The 18,470-nt window shown below is 64.1% G+C and carries 12 protein-coding genes; 9 read left to right on the top strand and 3 right to left on the bottom strand.

Features of this window, described 5'->3' with window-relative positions:
• Window positions 1-104 precede the first annotated feature (104 nt).
• A complete protein-coding gene (locus tag RYH74_RS22050) occupies window positions 105-1,016 on the top strand; it encodes a LysR substrate-binding domain-containing protein (protein WP_317410128.1) in 912 nt (303 codons plus the stop codon).
• Between the two features lie 61 nt (window positions 1,017-1,077).
• Entirely contained in the window at window positions 1,078-1,563 is a 486-nt protein-coding gene (locus tag RYH74_RS22045; protein ID WP_075044817.1) for an isochorismatase family protein, read from the top strand.
• 1,067 nt (window positions 1,564-2,630) lie between these two features.
• On the opposite strand, the gene RYH74_RS22040 is transcribed toward RYH74_RS22045, so the two are convergent.
• Window positions 2,631-3,329, bottom strand: a complete 699-nt coding sequence (locus RYH74_RS22040) for a pirin family protein (RefSeq protein ID WP_047934682.1) — start codon at window positions 3,327-3,329, stop codon at window positions 2,631-2,633.
• A gap of 175 nt (window positions 3,330-3,504) precedes the next feature.
• Here RYH74_RS22040 and RYH74_RS22035 point away from each other — a divergent pair, with 175 nt between their 5' ends.
• Complete coding sequence (locus RYH74_RS22035) at window positions 3,505-6,021, top strand: UvrD-helicase domain-containing protein (RefSeq protein WP_317410127.1); 2,517 nt, start codon at window positions 3,505-3,507, stop codon at window positions 6,019-6,021.
• A gap of 7 nt (window positions 6,022-6,028) precedes the next feature.
• Here RYH74_RS22035 and RYH74_RS22030 read toward each other — a convergent pair whose 3' ends face one another.
• Complete coding sequence (locus RYH74_RS22030; protein WP_317410126.1) at window positions 6,029-10,900, bottom strand: NEL-type E3 ubiquitin ligase domain-containing protein; 4,872 nt, start codon at window positions 10,898-10,900, stop codon at window positions 6,029-6,031.
• A gap of 254 nt (window positions 10,901-11,154) precedes the next feature.
• Here RYH74_RS22030 and RYH74_RS22025 point away from each other — a divergent pair, with 254 nt between their 5' ends.
• From RYH74_RS22025 to RYH74_RS22010, 4 genes are all read left to right on the top strand, one after another.
• Window positions 11,155-12,081: an alpha/beta fold hydrolase gene (locus RYH74_RS22025; protein ID WP_317410125.1), complete on the top strand. Its 927-nt coding sequence runs from the start codon at window positions 11,155-11,157 to the stop codon at window positions 12,079-12,081.
• 356 nt (window positions 12,082-12,437) lie between these two features.
• Complete coding sequence (locus RYH74_RS22020) at window positions 12,438-12,863, top strand: VOC family protein (protein WP_317410124.1); 426 nt, start codon at window positions 12,438-12,440, stop codon at window positions 12,861-12,863.
• Window positions 12,860-13,639, top strand: a complete 780-nt coding sequence (locus RYH74_RS22015; protein ID WP_075044822.1) for an alpha/beta fold hydrolase — start codon at window positions 12,860-12,862, stop codon at window positions 13,637-13,639. The genes RYH74_RS22020 and RYH74_RS22015 overlap by 4 nt, the downstream gene beginning before the upstream one ends.
• 217 nt (window positions 13,640-13,856) lie before the next feature.
• Window positions 13,857-15,533: an MFS transporter gene (locus RYH74_RS22010; RefSeq protein WP_075044823.1), complete on the top strand. Its 1,677-nt coding sequence runs from the start codon at window positions 13,857-13,859 to the stop codon at window positions 15,531-15,533.
• 113 nt (window positions 15,534-15,646) lie between these two features.
• Here the strand turns inward: RYH74_RS22010 and RYH74_RS22005 are convergent, their stop codons facing one another.
• Window positions 15,647-16,216: a hypothetical protein gene (locus RYH74_RS22005; protein WP_023662794.1), complete on the bottom strand. Its 570-nt coding sequence runs from the start codon at window positions 16,214-16,216 to the stop codon at window positions 15,647-15,649.
• Window positions 16,217-16,327: 111 nt separating this feature from the next.
• On the opposite strand from RYH74_RS22005, the gene RYH74_RS22000 reads away from it, so the two are divergent.
• A complete protein-coding gene (locus RYH74_RS22000; RefSeq protein WP_317410123.1) occupies window positions 16,328-17,005 on the top strand; it encodes a thermostable hemolysin in 678 nt (225 codons plus the stop codon).
• Window positions 16,995-18,455, top strand: a complete 1,461-nt coding sequence (locus tag RYH74_RS21995; protein WP_317410122.1) for an AMP-binding protein — start codon at window positions 16,995-16,997, stop codon at window positions 18,453-18,455. Before RYH74_RS22000 ends, RYH74_RS21995 begins: the two co-directional genes overlap by 11 nt.
• Window positions 18,456-18,470: the final 15 nt, after the last annotated feature.

Below are 18,470 nucleotides of genomic sequence, written 5' to 3'. Positions count from 1 at the left end.
GAGCCCAGCTTTCTTGTGGTTAATCACGCAGGGCAAAAGGTAATGGTTTTTCAAAAATGCTGTAATACAATGAAATTCAACTCATTGTTTCCCTCAGGTTAATTATGAATCCGGTATCGGAGCTGGCGTTCTTCACCCAGCTGATCAGGGTGGGTAGCCTGGCGGGCACTGCTCGCGAACTGAACCTGACCCCGCCAGCGGTCTCCAAGCGCCTGGCCCAGCTGGAACAGCGCCTGGGCGTGCGCCTGCTCAACCGCACCACACGCAGCATCAGCCTTACCGCCGAGGGCGAGACTTACCTGGTGAATGCCAAGCGCATACTGGGCGAGATCGAGGAAATGGAGCGGCAGGTGTCCAGCAGCCGCGCCGAGCCCAAGGGTTTGCTGCGGGTCAATGCGCCGCTGGGCTTTGGCCGTACCCACGTGGGGCCGGCGGTGTCATCGTTTGCCAAGCGCTACCCCGAGGTGGAGGTGCAGCTGCACCTGACCGACCGCCCCATTGCCCTGCCGAACGATGCCATCGACGTGGCCATCCGCTTTGGCGAGCTGCCCGACTCGCGGCTGATCGCCCGCAAGATCGCGGCCAACCGCCGCCGATTGTGCGCATCGCCCGGTTACCTGGAAGCCCACGGTACCCCCGAATCGCCAAAGGGCCTGGCCAGCCACAACTGCATCGTGTTGCGCCAGAACGACGCCGCGTTCGGTATCTGGCGGCTCAGCCGTGGCAAGCAGAGCGAGTCGGTGAAGGTGCATGGCAGCCTCAGCACCAACGATGGCGAGGTCGCCCTGAACTGGGCGCTGGACGGGCAGGGCATCCTGCTGCGGGCCGAGTGGAACCTGGCCGACCACCTGCGCAGCGGGCGCCTGGTGGAGGTGCTGGGCGATTACCACACGCCGCCTGCGGATATCTATGCGGTGTACCTGGAACGCCTGAACCTGTCGGCCAAGGTGTCGTGCTTCGTCGAGCACCTGAGGGCATTCTTCCGCCAGGGGGACAGCCTGGCAGCGTGGCATTGAGGCCTTTGCCACAGGCGATCGCGTTATACTCCGCGCCTTTGCCCATGCCCGGAATCCGCCCATGCGCCAGGTTTTGCTCATTGTCGATGTCCAGTCCACCTTCAGCCCGCCCGAGTGGCTGGTCGATGGCCTGCGCCGGTTGTCGGCGAACATCCCCACCATCGCCTCGGTCGAGTTGCACGACGAACAGGTCACGCCGTTCGAGCGCCAGCTTGGCTGGCACCCGGCGGCCGAGGACGACAGCCTGGTCGAGGCCGACCAGGTGTTCGTCAAGCATGGCTACGGGCAGAGCGCCGAGGCCATCGACTACATCAAGAAACTGGGTGTGGAGCGCGTGCTGGTATGCGGGCTGCAGACCGAAACCTGTGTGCTGGCCGCCGGTTTCGCCCTGTTCGATGCGGGGCTGATGCCCACCCTGGTCACCGACATGACGGTAGGCTCTTCGCTCGACAAGTCGGGCAAGCTGGGCATCGACCTGTGGAAGCATCACTTCCGTCAGGTCACCACCTCGGCCGAGGTGCTCGCCGAAGTGGCTGTACCAGGCTAGCGCTTGCAGGCCCATTCTCATAGAACTGCACATAACTCATTGAAATAGCAGGGCCCCTGTGGGAGCGGCTTTAGCCGCGAACACCGGCGCAGCCGGTGCCATGCACCGCGTTGGATTCTTCGCGGCTAAAGCCGCTCCCACAGGGTACGAGGATCGCTTGCGAATTCAGTTATCTGTGCGACAGCGCAGCCCAAAGGGCTGGGTAATCTCCCACAGGTTAAAGCATGGTCTTATCGGGCCGTGGTGATCCTGTGGGAGCGGCCTTGCGTCGCGAAAGGGCTGCGTAGCGGCCCCAGGATCTCGGCATCACAGCCGAAATTGCCGGGGCCGCCTCTCATAGAACAACACATAACTCATTGAGTTGGCAGTGACCTTGTGGGAGCGGGCGTGTCGAGGCGTCGAACCGCCGCGAACACCGGCGGAGCCGGTGCCAGGCACCGCGTTGGATTCTTCGCGGGCACGGCCGCTCCCACAGGGTACGAGGATCGCTTGCGAATTTAGTTATCTGTGCGACAGCGCAGCCCAAAGGGCTGGGTAATCTCCCACAGGTTAAAGCATGGTCTTATCGGGCCGTGGTGATCCTGTGGGAGCGGCCTTGCGTCGCGAAAGGGCTGCGTAGCGGCCCCAGGATCTCGGCATCACAGCCGAAATTGCCGGGGCCGCCTCTCATAGAACAACACATAACTCATTGAGTTGGCAGTGACCTTGTGGGAGCGGGCGTGTCGAGGCGTCGAACCGCCGCGAACACCGGCGGAGCCGGTGCCAGGCACCGCGTTGGATTCTTCGCGGGCACGCCCGCTCCCACAGGGTACGAGGATCGCTTGCGAATTTAGTTATCTGTGCGACAGCGCAGCCCAAAGGGCTGGGTAATCTCCCACAGGTTAAAGCATGGTCTTATCGGGCCGTGGTGATCCTGTGGGAGCGGCCTTGCGTCGCGAAAGGGCTGCGTAGCGGCCCCAGGATCTCGGCATCACAGCCGAAATTGCCGGGGCCGCCTTGCGGCCCTTTCGCGACGCAAGGCCGCTCCCACAGGGGAACACCTACATGCGAATTTGCAAGGACAGGCCTCAGGCCACATCCACCAGCACGATCTCGCTGTCCTCGATGGCGGTCACCCGCAGCACCTCCTCCTGCTCGATCGCCACGCCATCGCGCGCCTTGGCACGCAGCCCGTTGACCTCCACCAGCCCCTTGGCCGGCACCAGGTAGCCCCGGCGTGCGGCATCGAAGCGGTACTCGGCAGTTTCGCCGGCACGCAGGGTGGCAGCCACCAGCCGCGCATCGGTGCGGATCTGCAGGCTATCCTCATCGCCCGCACGGCCGCTGGCCAGGGTCACGAAGCCTTCGCCACGCTCACCTTTGGGGAACGGCCGGCTACCCCACTGCGGTGCTTCGCCAGTGCGCTCCGGCACGATCCAGATCTGGAAAATACGCGTGTCGACGTCTTCCAGGTTGTACTCGCTGTGCACGATGCCGGTACCGGCGCTCATCACCTGCACGTCCCCGGCTTCGGTACGGCCTTTGTTACCCAGGCTGTCCTGGTGGCTGATCGCGCCTTCACGTACATAGGTGATGATTTCCATGTCGCGGTGCGGGTGCGGCGGGAAGCCGCTGCCGGCAGCGATCAGGTCGTCGTTCCACACCCGCAGGTTGCCCCAGTGCATGCGCGCCGGGTCGTAGTACTCGGCAAACGAGAAATGATGGTGGGCGTCGAGCCAGCCGTGGTTGGCGTGGCCGAGGCTTTCGAACGGTCGCAGTTGCAGCATGGTCGTGCTCCTTGAATCAGTGGAATGAGGCCATGATGCGTCAAAGAAGCATCGAAAATAAGCGTAAATATCGGCTTAAAATAATCAGTAAAATAGATTGATAGCGATGGAGTGTTTTATCCGCTTCATCGCCTAATCCACTGATCTGCAAGCATTCGCTGGCGATTTTTTGTCGATGCGGCGAACATGCCCGCTGATTTTGTTTTTCAACGGAGTGACCGTGGCCCACGAGCAACCCCAGGCCCCCGCCGACCTTACCCCTCCTGCCCAACTGCCCTGGTTTCGCCGCCTGGCGGCCCGCCTGCTGGGGCGCGGCCTGACCCGCCTGCAGGCCCAGCACCGCGACTCCTGGTTCCTCGGCCACGCCAGCGGCCAGCGCAGTGGCCATGCCGATGGCGTGCGTGAAGGGTTCGAACGCGGGCGGGTGGAAGGTTACGAGGCCGGGCGCCAGGTGCTGGTGATCCGCGATACCCGGCCCGACACCGCCGCGGTGCCGGGCCGGGATGACAACCTGTTCGATGACTGGCGCCTGCCCCTGACTGCCGAGCTGAAAAAGCGCTTCAAGGCCGATGTCGCCCCGCGCCTGCCCGCCGAGGCACAACCCAGTGCCGCGCAATGGAAGCTGATATTCAGCGACACACCGTCCACCTGCGTGGTGGCAGGGGCCGGGGCGGGCAAGTCCACCTCGCTGGTGCTGCGCATCCTGCTGTTGCGCCACTACCTGGGCTACGAGCTGGACGCGATGACCGTGGTCACCTTCACCCGCGAGTCGCGCAAGGACTTCATCAAGCGCCTGCTGCAGGTGTTCGCCCTGTGGCAGATCAACCTGCAACCGCTGCAGGCTCGCGAACTGGTGCGCACGTTCCATTCGCGCATCCTGCCGCTGGTGCGCAGCCTGCCGGGTTTTGGCCAGGTGCGCGCGTTCGAAACGCTGGGCAACGAGATGCCGGCCGGGCGTGAGGCCGAGGCCGAGAGCAACCCGTTCGACCTGCGCCTGAACGATGCCCAGCGCCAGCAGCTGAACCAGTGCTACAGCACCCTGCTGGGCGAGAGCCCGCGTTTTGCCGAGCTGGTCGGCCTGTTGCGCAGCGAAGCCCTGCAGCTGAAGCCGCTTGACCCGAACAACCCCGATGTGCAGAAGCGCGCCCAGGTAACCCAGCTGGCTGCCCAGCGCGACGAAGAGCTGTGCGACGTGATCGAAGACCTGTGGTTCGCCGCCGGCGCCTGGCCGATCAAAGGCATCGAACCCTGCCGCGAAACCATCCAGATCCGTGGCAGCCGCTTCCATGTGCATGGCCGTCTGGCCGGCCAGGGGCCTTTGCTCGTGCTGGGCTTCGACCCGGCGGAAAGCGCGCAGTACCAGCGCCCCGGCGCCAAGCTGGCAGTGCGCGCCGAGTGGGCGGTCAAGCGCACCCTGTTGCAGGCCTTCTGCGACCAGCCGCTGATCTGGCTCGACAACTACGCCATGGCCCGGCGCCTGGCAGCCTCGCTGGCCGGTGATGCCGTGGCCGGCCCCGGCTTCGAATACAAGGTCAAGGGCGAACTGGCCCCGGCGCCGCTGCTAGATGCCTTTGTCGGTGCGGCGAACTTCATCGAGAACCTCGGCCTGGAGGTGAACACTGCCGTGGCGGCGATGAGCTTCCCGTCCGGCGACAGCGATGCGCTGTTCTTCGAGGCCCTGGCCCTGTACTGGAAGGCCCTGGAGGCGCACCTGCTGGACCAGTCGCCGCCGGTGATGAGCTACAACCGCATGTTCGCCTTGTTCGGCGAGAACAACCCGGAAAACCTGCAACTTCTGCCCGACCCGTTGCTGCGGCCGCTGGCGCACCTGATGATCGACGAGTTCCAGGACGTGTCACCGCAGATCGTCAGCTGGCTGCGCGCCAGCCTCGCCGAGATCCGTCGTCGCGGCCCGGCGATGCACACCGGGCGCCATGCCCAGCATTCGTCGCTGCTGTGCGTGGGCGACGACTGGCAGTCGATCTACGGCTGGCGTGGCAGTTCGCCCAAGTACTTCATGGAGTTCACCAAGGCCTTCCCGTCGCCGGCCAATACCCGGGTGATGCTGGTCGACAACTACCGTTGCCAGCAGCAGGTGATCGACGCGGCCGAACACTTGGTCAAGGGCACCCCGGCGATTGCCGGCAAGAAAGCCAGGGCCAGTGGCCCGGCGGCCGAGTTGCCAGGCTCGCCGGTAAAAGTGTTCGACCGTGACGAGGCAGCCCTGGGTGAAACCCTGATCGAGCACTACCAGCGTGGCGAGACGGTGATGATGCTGTACCGCAAGGGCAGCGACAGGGCGCTGATGAACGAGCACCTGCAATGCGTGCTGAACGCCGAGGCGGCGTTGCCGGCCGAGCAGCGCCGGCTGCGCCAGTTGACCTACCACAGTGCCAAGGGCTTGCAAGCCGATGCAGTGTTCATGCTGGGCGACTGCCAGTACCTGACCAGTTCGCCCTACAAGAACCAGGTGTATCGCCAGGCCGGGCTGGGCAAGGCCGGTGATGCCCAGCCGTTCGATACCGCGCAGAAGGAAGAGGTGCAGCGCCTGGCCTATGTGGCGGTAACCCGCGCGGTCAGGCACTGCTATTGGCATGTGGAGGCGGCCAACGCAGAGGCGGCGGCAGCGCCGCGTGCGTCGAGCCAGGTGGATGGGCGGCAGGCCTTCTTCGAAGACCTGCGTGGTCTTTGATCAGCTTTCAGGCATCGAGGACGTCCGCTTGCCGGGTAAGGCTCAGCAGTAGCCCGGCTTCCACCTCCTGCTGTGCCTGGGTCAAGGCGTTCGTAGCCTTGACATAGGCTTGCTCATTGAGAGGAACCCGACGTAGCGTGCCGTTTTCGTCCAGTGCAGGGTCAGGCATTTCCGGGGCCAGTGCACGCAATATCGCGTCGTCCAGGTGCGTGACCGGCTCCTGAGTTTCATCCAGGCAATAGAACAGGTAATCGAGGCCTGGGCGCCAGAAGTCGGTAATGGCTTCGAACTGGCTGGCATATTGGCGCTTGAGGTAGTCAGCCCAGACCGGCTGTTCGCTCATCCACTGCTGTCGGGCGGTGGAATCGGCATCGAGTTCGAGCACAGCAGCGCGGACGTTGTCGATGATTTGCTGGTTTATGTTGGCGAAATGGCGATAAAGCATGCCGCTGCTAGGTTCGGGGAAATCGAGCTCTTCGGCCAAGGACTGGCGCAGTGCCAGGCGAACTTCGATATCGTCGACCCGTTCTCTGGCCAGGACCGCATCAGGGATTGCCGCAGGGACATCCAGCACGTCAAGGTCCGGTAACTGACCGGCATCTCCACCTAGCGCCGCCCTGCGCACGATGCGATGCGTGCTGATGCGGTCCGCCAGTTCGTTGACTTTTTCGCGACGATACAGCTTGCGGTAAAGGTCGAGCAGCGGCTTGGCCGTGCCCCTTGCCAACCCTGAGGCCTGGCTGGCCAGCAACTCCACTTCCAGGGCGCTGAATGCATCTGCGCCGGCATCACCGCAATGGGGGGGGAAGGTATGCGCCACCTCGTTCAACCGCTCGCGCAACGCTGTATCCTCGTGGGCCTGCTTCAACAGTGCCCACACTCGGGCACGCAGGCCTTGCGGATCCCTTTGCGCTTCCAACGAGTAGGTCAGGCGCTCCAACACCGTTTGCAGGTCGCCATTGTCGTTCTGATCGAACAGGTCGGACCACAGCTGCTTTTGAGGGTCTGTCGCGACATTGCGCCAGAACCCTTGCCACTCCGACCTGGCGGGTGCGTGCTCGAAGATATTGACGCCGCTGGCTCTCAGGCGCCTGGCCGACTCGGCCTCCAGATCGTTGTAGTTGAAGAACCAGCGGCGCTCGGGCAAGCGGGCGGCGACGTCCCGCACATACGGACTGCGCAGGATGTTTGCCAGGTCCGGAACATGGTGGATGCGGTTGGATGAGAGGTCCAGGTAGCGCAACTGGTACTGCGTCTGGCTCATCAGGGTGGTCAAGCCCGTGGGAAATGCCTGCAACTCAGCATTGGACAGGTTCAGGCGCTGCAGCCGCGCCATGTAGCGCACATCAGGCGCGTGCTGCAGCGGGTTGAAGTCCAGGTCCAGTTGCTGCGGATGGATCATGTCCTGAAAGCGCGTGGCGAGGTTTTCATCGAGCGTGATGCGATTGTGCCCCAGCCTCAGGACATCCAGTGGCCGGCCGCAGAGGAAAGTCAGTGTCGCTTCATCCAGTGTCAGCTGGTTGCGGCGCAAATTCAGTTGGCGCAGGTCTGGCATCGCCGCCAGCACGCGTTGTGCGGTGGGTGAGAGGGTAGCAAGGGTGTTGTTGGTCAGATCCAGCGTGCGCAGCCTGGGCACCGATTCAAGTGCCTCGAACAGTGCTTGCGCGTCGATTGTACGGTTGTTGGTCACTTCCAGCACTTGCAGGTTGGGGAAGCGTGACAGGAACGTCCTGTCCAGTCGTTGTAGTTGCAGTTCGTTCAGCTTGAGTTCACGGATGTGGGGCAGGCTGGCTGTGATCGCTGGCAACTCGGGCAACTGCATTCGCTCCAGCACGAGCGTGTCCAGGTTGCCGGGACCCTCCCGCCGCCAGGCAGCCTTGAGGCGGTCGGCGCATTGTTGTCGCTCGAAGCGCTGGCTGATGTCGCGTGGGGTCAGGTACCACGTTTCCAGATAGCGTTTCAGATCTTGCCACTCTGCCTGCAGTTGCCGCACTGCCGTGCCCAGGTCACCGGTCTGGCTCAGTTCGGCCCTCAGGGCGCTGATCTCGTTGCTGTTCAGTGAGGGGAAAAGTGACTTGAGCCGGCGTGTCGCGGCGCTTTCGCCGAGAGGGCCTGCTCCTCGGCCACTGAGTGGGTAACCGATTCGCCCATGTGCCAGGCGCATGGGCGAGCGAAAGCCAGGCCTGATTGGCTGCTGGCCGAGCAGCACGGCGCAGCCCGAGCGGTCGGCGAGGGCGCTGGCGAACAGCTCGGCTTCACTCGCCTGCGGCTGTTCGGCTACCAATGCATCACGCAGCACTTGGCTGTCGGCATTGGCAAGGTCTGCTCGGTACAGGCCGGTCAAGGCACGATCGAGGCGGGCGCGGGCTTGCAGGTAGCGGGCCTCTTCAGCCACGCGCAAGGGCACGCGCCCGCTCTTCAGGCGTTCGCGTTCGGTGCTGTCGGCATGCGCGACGAGTTCTTCCAGGGCATTGTCAGGCAAACCGGGGAATTGGCGGCCCAAGGTCTGCGCTTCGTCGCCGAGCGGTGCGCGATGGCTTTCCAGCATGCTCGCGAAGACTTCGCGACGACGTGCTGTCAGGTGGTTGGCCAGTAGCTCGTTCAGGGCGCCCGGGCGCTGCTCTGCTGGCGTATCGGGTAGCAGCTGCTGTATGACATCTTCATCCATCTCCGCCAGGACAACCTTGCTCAGTTCGCCTTCGTCAAGCTCCCCGCGGCCGATCTCGATCTGCAGCGTGTCGGCTTTTGGCTGCGCACCGAAGTAGACGGCGTCCCCCCATTTTTCGGCACCGGTGAAGACCTTCAGCCTGTAGTTCGCGGGCCAGCCAGGCAGCTGTACCAGTTCCGGCAGCGCGAAGTTCATATGTGCAGCCAAAGGCTGGCCATGACGTACCCGGGTGATGATGCCCTCCACGTCGTCAGCCAGTCGCAGGCGCAGCAAGGTATCGGCTAGCAGAGGCGGTGGCCGCGAGCCGGTGACCTGGCTGCGACGCAAGGTGTCAGCGTCGACGTCGGTAATGCGCAAGGCGGCAAGTTGCTCCGATGCATTCAGCCCCTGGCCGAACCGGCCCAGCCCCTCGAGCAACTGCGCATCGTCCCATTCGAGCGGGTTGTCGTGGGCCAACTGCCAGCGCTGGTCGCCGAGGTAGCGCAAGGCCGGAGTGTAGGCATCGGGGGCGTCCGGGTGGCGCACATGCCACTGTCCGTCGGTTTCGAATACCTCATACAGTTTGCCTTGAAGCCAAACGTGGGTTTTGCCATCGATGATGTAGAGCCCTTGGGCATTTTTCTGCACACCCACCGGCAACGAGCTCGAAGTGCTGTAAGGGCCCATGTCAGGGTGCCAAAGCCGTTCGCGGCCACCTTTCCAGACGCTTTCCAGCGCATCGACGAACCCTGATGCCTTGACCGCGCTGCTGCCGACGGCAAAACCGGCGATCACGGCGGCATTGATGGCCAGTGACTCGAGCTGCTGCAGCGCTTCCTGGGTATCGCCTTCTTCCCAGGCTTCGAACCCGGTGAACACTGAATCCATGAGGTCGTAGGCAAATACCCCAAGCATCGCGGCATCCAGCCCAGGCACGAAGAAGGCGGCCACGTTCAGTACGTTCATGCCTGCGTCCAGCCAGTGCTGCAGCCGTTCCTTGCGTGCCTTGGCGTCGGCATCGGCGGTCGGTACTGCAATTGCTCTGGCAGTTGCCTTGACGCGGCGCTTGTGCTCTCTGTAAAGCACCTGCCAGATAGGAAAGGCCAGGCGCGTTCGTTTGAAGTGCAGCTCAGGCTTGTTCTTGGGTTTGCGTGTGGAGGCGTCGTGCTCGAACAAGGCATTTTCGAGCTTGCGGCTGAGCTCGACCTGGTTGTCCTGGTCAGCGAAGCTGATCAAGTGCTGGCGAAACGTGGTTTGCACCAGGCGTTGACGCATGAGTGAGCCGGCTTTTTGCAAGGAAGCGAACTCCCTCACCGGGTGTTCGGAATCGTGGGGAATGTAGAGCATGCAGGGGTTGGTCTGGTCGGCTTCATCGGGGCCTATCAGCAGTACGCCATGAAGCGGGATGCCGAACAGGCTGAAGCGCCAGCAGCGAAGCTTGTGTTCGCCGTAACGCGGCGTGCTTTCGTTGTCGCATAGCTGTACCAGAGCATTGTGGCCTTTGAGCGTCAACAGGCCCTTGAGGTAGGCGATCATTGCCTCGGTTTTCAGTGCCTGCTGGCTTGCATCGATCCACTGCTGTTCGATCGCGGCCTTTCTTGGGCCTTCATAAATGCCCTGCAGGTGGTCTTGATACTGCTGGCCCAGGTTCAGGCTTCGGCAAAGGTTCACGAACGCTTCGGGCTCGAGCCCGGGAAGTGAGGCGACGTTGTCCGTGCCAAGGGTCAGGGTGTCGAACGGGCCCACTTCGTCGGGCCCTTCGAAATTGTGCAGTGCGGCCTCCAGCAGCGAGCGCTTCTGTGGCGGCCCTTCGGGGCGCTTGATGTACGTATCGTCACCGCCGAGTGAAAAATCGAGGCCTGGGACATTTTCCAGCGTGGTGTACACCTTGAACGGCTGGTGCAGGTACTGGGCTTTGTCCACTTCGACATCCGGGCCCAACCGGCCCTCGAGCAAAGGCTTGCAGAATTCGCTGATCTGCCTGAAGTCATCGAGCAAGGCTTGCAGCGCTTTGAACCCGGCATTGCGGGCGCTGATCAGCTGTCGTAAACGCGCCTGGTCTTCATCGCTGGCTGCAGCGTACCAGGCGTAAGGCGAGCCGTTTTCGTCGAGGTAGTCCTTGCGCACGCTCTGCACGACGCGGCGGGTATGGTCGGGGTGCATCGTTCGGCACCAGGTAGGCAGGTTACGGACAATCTGGGCCTGATGGAAAGGCACGGGTGTGCTGGTCATGCTGAATACTCCGTGGTCAATGGAGGCGCCAGTCGACAGTTTTCGCCTCGGCATGCGGTGGTATTTAGTTGAATGCTCAGGTCGGTCCTGTGCACGAGAGCGTCGGTAGGGGAGCAGCGCGGGCAGGGCTGTTGGGAGATGGTGGAGCAAGGCATGGGGTAGGCATGTCGTGTGGATGACGCCGGCGTGTGGGGTATGGGTCGGTGTCATGTGATGCCTGGCCATGGGCCGGCGCTCTATCAGGGAGAACTACGATGCATTCGCTGTGCAGTCCCAAGGATCACCTGCTGGACCTCGACGGTATTGAAATAGCGGTACGCACCTGGGGGGCGGAGGACGGCATCCCGGTGCTGGCCCTGCATGGCTGGCTGGACAACGCCGCCTCGTTCGAGCGCCTGGCACCGATGCTCGACGGCTGCTTCGTGGTCGCCCCCGACCTGGTCGGCCACGGCCGCTCGGACCATCGCCGCCACGACAGTGGCTACTACCTGTGGGAACATGCCGAGGACATGCTGGCGGTCGCCGACAGCCTGGGCCTGGCGCAATTCCATGTGCTGGCCCATGGCATGGGCACCGGGGTGGCGTCGCTGCTGGCGGCCATGACCAGCGGTATTGCCAGCATGACCTTCCTCGACGGCATGGGCGCACCGTTCACGGTGGCCGAGGACGACCGCGTGCAGCATCTGGCCAGGGCCTACCGGCTCAAGCGCATGGTGCAGCGCAGCCAGTTGCAGGGTTTTGCCGAGCCGGACGTCGGCCGTTTCGAGGACCTGGACACGGCCCTGGCACAACGCCGCGAGCGCCTGGACACCGAGCTGTCGGAAGAGGCGGCACGGCTGCTGGCGCTGCGCGACCTGCTGCAGCTGGGCGAGGGCTATTGCTGGCGCCACGACCCACGCCTGGTGCTGCCCGAACCCATGCCGCTGACCGAGCGCGAAGCCTGTGACCTGCTCAGCCAGATCCGTTGCCCGTTGTACCTGCTGTTCGGCCGCCAGGGGGCATTCACCGGTGAAGCCTTTACCCGGCGCCAGACGGCCTTGCCCAGCCAGGCGAAGATCTCCTGGCATCCGGGCGGGCACCACTTCCACCTGGATGCGCCGGACCGGGCGCTGGTCGATCAACTGCTGCGCATCCTGGCCCGCCATGAAGGGGGCGTGCTGCAACGGTTGGTAAACGAGTAACTGGATATGGTCATGCCATGCGCACGTGGGCTATGGTGGTGAATCTCATCGGGCTTGCGTGATCCCTTGTGGGAGGTTGTCCAGCTCTTTGGGCTGCGCTGTCGCGCAGATAACTGAATTCGCAAGCGATCCTCGTACCCTGTGGGAGCGGCTTTAGCCGCGAAGAATCCAACACGGTGCATGGCACCGGCTGCGCCGGTGTTCGCGGCTAAAGCCGCTCCCACAGGGGCCCTGCTAATTCAATGAGTTATGTGCAGTTCCATGAGAGCGGGCGAAGCCCGTGCCATTCACCGCAACGCCTGATTCGCGGGCACGCCCGCTTCCGCAGGAATCCAGCGGCCACAAGGAGCCTTGGCATGCGACCATTCGTCATCAAGCATATCGACCACCTCGTCCTGCGGGTCAGCGACCTGGAGCGCAGCGTCGCCTTCTACACCGAGCTGCTCGGCTGCACGGTCAGCCGCGTGCGCAAAGACCTGGGTATGGTCCACCTGGCCACGGGCACGGCGATGATCGACCTGGTGACCCTGGACGGTCCCCTGGGTAAGCCTGGTGGAGCGGCGCCGGGGACCGAGGGGCGCAACCTGCACCATTTCTGCCTGCGCATCGAGCCGTTCGACGAGGCTGCACTTACGGCCTACCTGCAAGCTGCGGGGGTTGAAGTCGAACCTGCCGAAAAACGCTATGGCGCCGAAGGCGAGGGGCTGTCGCTGTACTGCTACGACCCCGATGGCAACCAGGTCGAGCTGAAAGGGCCGGTACCGGCAACGGAGGCTCCATGAGCAACCTGCACACCCGCGAGCACTGGATCGACACCGCACAAGGCAAGCTCTTCGCCCAGGAATGGGCGCCGCTGCAGGCGCAGGGCGCGCCGATCGTCCTGCTGCACGATTCGCTGGGTTGCGTTGCCTTGTGGCGCGAGTTCCCGGCGCAGCTTGCGCAAACCACCAGGCACCGGGTAATCGCCTACGATCGCCTGGGCTTTGGCCGCTCCGACGCCCACCCCGGCAGCTTGCGCCTGGGCTTTGTCGAGGATGAGGCGCAGCAGGGGTTCACGGCGCTGCGCGAGCATTTTGGCATTGGCGATTTCATTGTCTTCGGCCACAGCGTTGGCGGCGGCATGGCCGTGGCCTGTGCGGCGGCCTTCGCCAGCCAGTGTGTGGGGCTGATTACCGAATCGGCGCAGGCGTTTGTCGAGGCCCGTACCCTTGAGGGCATTCGCGTGGCCGACCAGCAGTTTGCCGAACCCGGGCAGTTGCAACGGCTGGAGCGCTACCACGGCGGCAAGGCCGAGTGGGTATTGCGTGCCTGGGTGGACAACTGGTTGTCCGAGCACTTTGCCGATTGGAGCCTGGATGCGCTGCTGCCGCAGGTACGCTGCCCGCTGTTGAGCCTGCATGGCGACAACGACGAGTTCGGCTCGCCGGCACACCCCGAGCGGTTGGTGGCGCTGGCTGGCGGCCCGGGGTTGATGCGCCTGCTGCAAGGTTGTGGCCATGTGCCGCATCGGGAGCAGGCCGAGCGGGTACTGGAGGAAGTCCTGCAGTTCTTGCGCTGACCTTTCTCCCAGGCTGACGCGGTCCTGCACGGATCGCGCAAGGCTCAAGTGGATATCCCGGCAAAGCCTATTATGCTTCAGTTACCTTGCTGCGATCCGAGGCGGCCTGCCTCGTCGTGCTTCGCATATCCAAAGCAAGCCCCCCAGGGCCTGGGTGCGATGGTGAAAAAGATTTGAGGTGCTCCCGGCCTGCATGACGACAAGACGGAGGCACCCCATGGCGGTTCTCGACAGCACATCCACGGGCAGCGCGCCCCAACGCGGTATCACCCGGGAGGAGCGCAAGGTCATCTTCGCCTCGTCCCTGGGCACGGTATTCGAATGGTACGACTTCTACCTGTACGGCTCCCTGGCGGCGATCATCGCCAAGCACTTCTTTGCCGGGGTCAATGAAACCACCTCGTTCATATTCGCCTTGCTGGCCTTTGCCGCCGGCTTTGCCGTGCGGCCATTCGGCGCCATCGTGTTCGGCCGCCTGGGCGACATGATCGGGCGCAAGTACACCTTCCTCATCACCATCGTCATCATGGGCCTGTCCACCGCTGTGGTGGGCCTGTTACCCAGCTATGCCACGATCGGCGTGGCCGCGCCGATCATCCTCATCAGCCTGCGCCTGCTGCAGGGCCTGGCATTGGGTGGCGAGTACGGCGGCGCGGCCACCTACGTGGCCGAACATGCACCCAAGGGCCGGCGCGGTTTCTTCACCGCCTGGATCCAGACCACGGCCACCCTGGGGCTGTTCCTCTCGCTGCTGGTGATCATGGCCTGCCGCACGGCCATGGGTAACGAGGTATTCGAGGCCTGGGGGTGGCGGGTGCCGTTCCTGCTGTCGATATTGCTGCTGGCGATTTCGGTGTACATCCGCATGCAGCTCAACGAGTCGCCGGTGTTCATGAAGATGAAGGCCGAGGGCAAGGCGTCCAAGGCGCCACTGACCGAATCGTTCGCCCGCTGGGACAACCTCAAGGTGGTGATCATGTCGCTGCTCGGCGGCACCGCCGGCCAGGCCGTGGTGTGGTACACCGGGCAGTTCTATGCGCTGTTCTTCCTGTTGCAGATGCTCAAGATCGAGCCGCAGACCGCCAACCTGCTGATTGCCGGTTCGCTGTTGATCGGCACACCGTTCTTCATCTTCTTCGGCAGCCTGTCCGACCGCATCGGCCGCAAGAAAATCATCATGGCCGGTTGCATCATCGCCGCGCTGACCTACTTCCCGATCTTCAAGGCATTGACCCAGTACGGCAACCCGGACGTGTTCGTCGCCCAGGAGCAGAACCCGGTAGTGGTGATGGCAGACCCTGCCCAGTGCGCGTTCCAGTTCGACCCGGTGGGCAAGGCCAAATTCACCAGCTCGTGCGATATCGCCAAGAGCCTGCTGGCCAAGCGGGCCATCCCCTATACCAACGAAGCGGCCGAGCCCGGCAACGTGGCGCAGATCCGCATTGGGGAACGGGTGCTGCCAAGCTTTGATGGCAGTGGCCTGGCGGCAGCGGACTTCAAGGCACAGAGCGACGCCTTTACCGCGACCTTGAGCGGAGCGTTGAAGGAAGCCGGCTACCCGGAAAAGGCCGACCCGGCGAAGATCCACTACCCGATGGTGCTGTTGCTGCTGACCATTCTGGTGATCTACGTGACCATGGTCTACGGGCCGATCGCGGCCTGGCTGGTGGAGCTGTTCCCGGCGCGTATCCGCTACACCTCGATGTCGCTGCCTTACCACATCGGCAACGGCTGGTTCGGCGGTTTCCTGCCGACCGTGGCGTTTGCCATGGTGGCGGCGACCGGGGATATCTATTACGGCTTGTGGTACCCCATCGTGATTGCGGTGATGACGGCGGTGCTGGGGATCTTCTTCCTGCCGGAGACCAAGGATCGCGATATCAACCACACTTGAAGGTTGAGGCTGCCTGTACCGGCCTCTTCGCGGGCTTGCCCGCTCCCACAGGGATACCACTGTGCCCTGTGGGAGCGGGCAAGCCCGCGAAGAGGCCGGTACAGTCCAACCCATCAGTCGAAATAGCCACGCAACCCAAAGGCATACCCGGTATCCACCCCGGCAGCCTCGCCGCGGCTCCAGCGCTTCTTCAACACGAACTCGAACGCCGGCTCGTACAGCCCGTCCCGCACCAGCGCCCCCGCCAGCACCTCCACGTCATACCAGCCATTGTCCAGCTCGATGATCGGCCGCCCCGGCACCTGGTAGCGCGCCATCAGGTCACCCAGTGTCTTGGGCGTGAAGTGCTGCAGGATGCGCCAGGTGTACAGCATCAGCGCACCGTGCTCGACCTGCAGCACATAGCCATTGCGGCGGTGCTTGAGGCGGCTGCCGGGTTCGCGCAGGGCAGGGGTGTGGTTGTCCAGGGTGAACAGGATGCGGTAGGGCAGGTTATCGACCCCGGCCAGTGGCAGCACGATCCCTTCGCGCACGGCCTGGTCGCCGCTGTCGCCGTGGGTGAACGCATGGGCCAGGTCGTCGGGCAATTCATGTTGTTGCTTGAAGCGCTCGAGCAGCTGGATATCGCCGAGCAGAAAGTAGTCGACCAGGTCGTTGAGCACTTCGCTGAATTCGTGGCGCATCTGTTTTCCTTGTTGGTGCGCATGAGGGCAATGGCAAATGTAGCACTTCAGATTGGCTTCAGATTGCCCCCTGATACTGCCCCCGAGACCTGACTTGAAAGGGGGACAGCCATGACCCAGGCAGACAGCGCCAGCCTGTTTCCACTGGCTATCGGCAACCACGGCGATCGCCTTGCCCACATGACACTGAAACACCCGGGAGAGCCGGGGCGCGACGAGCTGGAACAGTTCATCCACGCCCGCTTTGCCTGCGCGCACCACGCCGATGTGCAGCACTACCTGCCCGAACTGCTCGGCCTGCATGACAGCCACGGGCGCCTGATGGCCGCCGCCGGTATACGCCTGGCCAGCAGTGGCCCGACCTTCATCGAGCGTTACCTGGATGAACCGCTGGAAGTGGCCGTGACCCGGCTGTCGGCCAGCCCGGTCAGCCGTACGCAGTTGGTCGAAGTGGGCAACCTGGCCGCGCTCAGCGCCGGCAGCGCGCGGATCATGATCATTGCCGTGACCTGGTTGCTGGCCGCCCGCGGCTTGCAGTGGGTGGCCTTCACCGGTGCCGCGACCCTGGTCAACAGCTTTCATCGCCTGGGCCTGGTGCCCACGGCGCTGGCCGTAGCCGACCCTGGCCGGCTGAACGGCGATGCCGACAGTTGGGGCAGTTACTACGCGCAGCACCCGCAAGTGTTCGTCGGCAACATCGACTACGGCCATGCAGCCCTGGCCCGCGGCGGCGTTTTCGAGCGGCTGGGCTTGCCCGCGAGGGTGCAGGAGGCCGGCCATGCCGCGTGAATGCCAGCTGTTCAGGGAAGTGTTGCAACTGCACGCCCGTCACCGAGGGGCACAACCGGCGTTGCTGGGATTTGGCGGGCCATTCACCTATCAACAGTTGCTGGACGAGGTCGAGCAACGCCAGGCCTGGTTGAGCGCGCAGCCATCGGGCACCTTCGCCCTGGCCCTGGAAAACGGCCCCGAGGCACTGTTCTGGGACCTGGCAGCGCTGTTCGCGGCGCGCCCCATCGTCATCCTGCCGGCGTTCTTCAGCAGCGCCCAACGCCGCCACTGCCTGGCACAGAGCGGGGCGGTGCTGGCGCTGGCCGACGAGGCCTTCGCTGACGACTTGCACGCCAGTGGCTTCGTTGCCGGTGAGCGCTTCTGGAGCCGGCAGCCGCCAGCGGCCGCACCCTTGCCACCGGGTACCGCGAAGATTACCTACACCTCCGGTAGCACCGGTGCACCCAAGGGCGTATGCCTGAGCGCCGATGCCATGCTGCGGGTAGCGCGTGAACTGGAGGCCGCCAGCCGGCCCACGGCGCCAGGCAAGTACCTGGCGGTATTGCCCCTGGCGGTGCTGCTGGAGAACCTGGGCCTGTACGCAGCCCTGCTGGCCGGGGCGAGCATTGCCCTGTACCCGCAGGCGCAACTGGGCTTTCGCGGTGCCAGTCAGGTCGACTTCAAGCGATTGCTGGGCGCCATCGCCTTGAGTGGTGCCGAAAGCCTGATCCTGGTGCCGCAACTGCTGCTTGGGCTGGTCACTGCCATCGAGCGCGGCCTGATGCGGGTCGGCCCGTTGCGCTTCGTGGCGGTGGGCGGCGCGCGGGTGGCACCGAGCCTGCTGGCCCGGGCCGAGGCCGTCGGGCTGCCGGTGTTCGAGGGCTATGGCTTGTCCGAATGCGCCTCGGTGGTATGCCTCAATCGCCCCGGGGCGCACCGCCCGGGCAGTGTCGGGCGGCCGCTGCCGCATGTGCAGGTGCGCATTGCCGAAGACGGCGAAGTGCAGGTGGCCGGTTCGGCGTTGCTCGGCTACCTGGGCGAGCCACCCTTCAGCGAGCCGTGGTTGCCCACCGGTGACCTGGGCCACTTCGACAGCGACGGTTTCCTGTACCTGGCCGGGCGCAAGAAGCACCAGTACAGCACCAGCTTCGGGCGCAACGTCAACCCCGAGTGGGTCGAGGCCGAACTGACCCAGGGCGGGGTGATCGCCCAGGCGTTCGTTCACGGCGAAGGCCTGGCGCACAACCTGGCGCTGATCTGGCCGCTGGACCCGCAGGCTGACGACCACACGCTCGAACAGGCCATCCGTCAGGCCAATGCCGGCCTGCCGGACTATGCCCGGGTACATGCCTGGCGGCGCCTGCCCGAACCCTTGAGTGCCGCTGGGCAAACCCTTACCGCCAACGGCCGGCCACGCCGCGAACAGATCCTGCGGTGTTACCAGTCCCTGTTATCCGACCTTCAATGACCCACGAGGTTTGCC

The sequence above is a fragment of the Pseudomonas sp. LSJ-87 genome (assembly GCF_032971465.1).
Lineage (GTDB): Bacteria > Pseudomonadota > Gammaproteobacteria > Pseudomonadales > Pseudomonadaceae > Aquipseudomonas > Aquipseudomonas putida_Z.
This window is presented reverse-complemented; position numbering and strand designations above follow the sequence as displayed.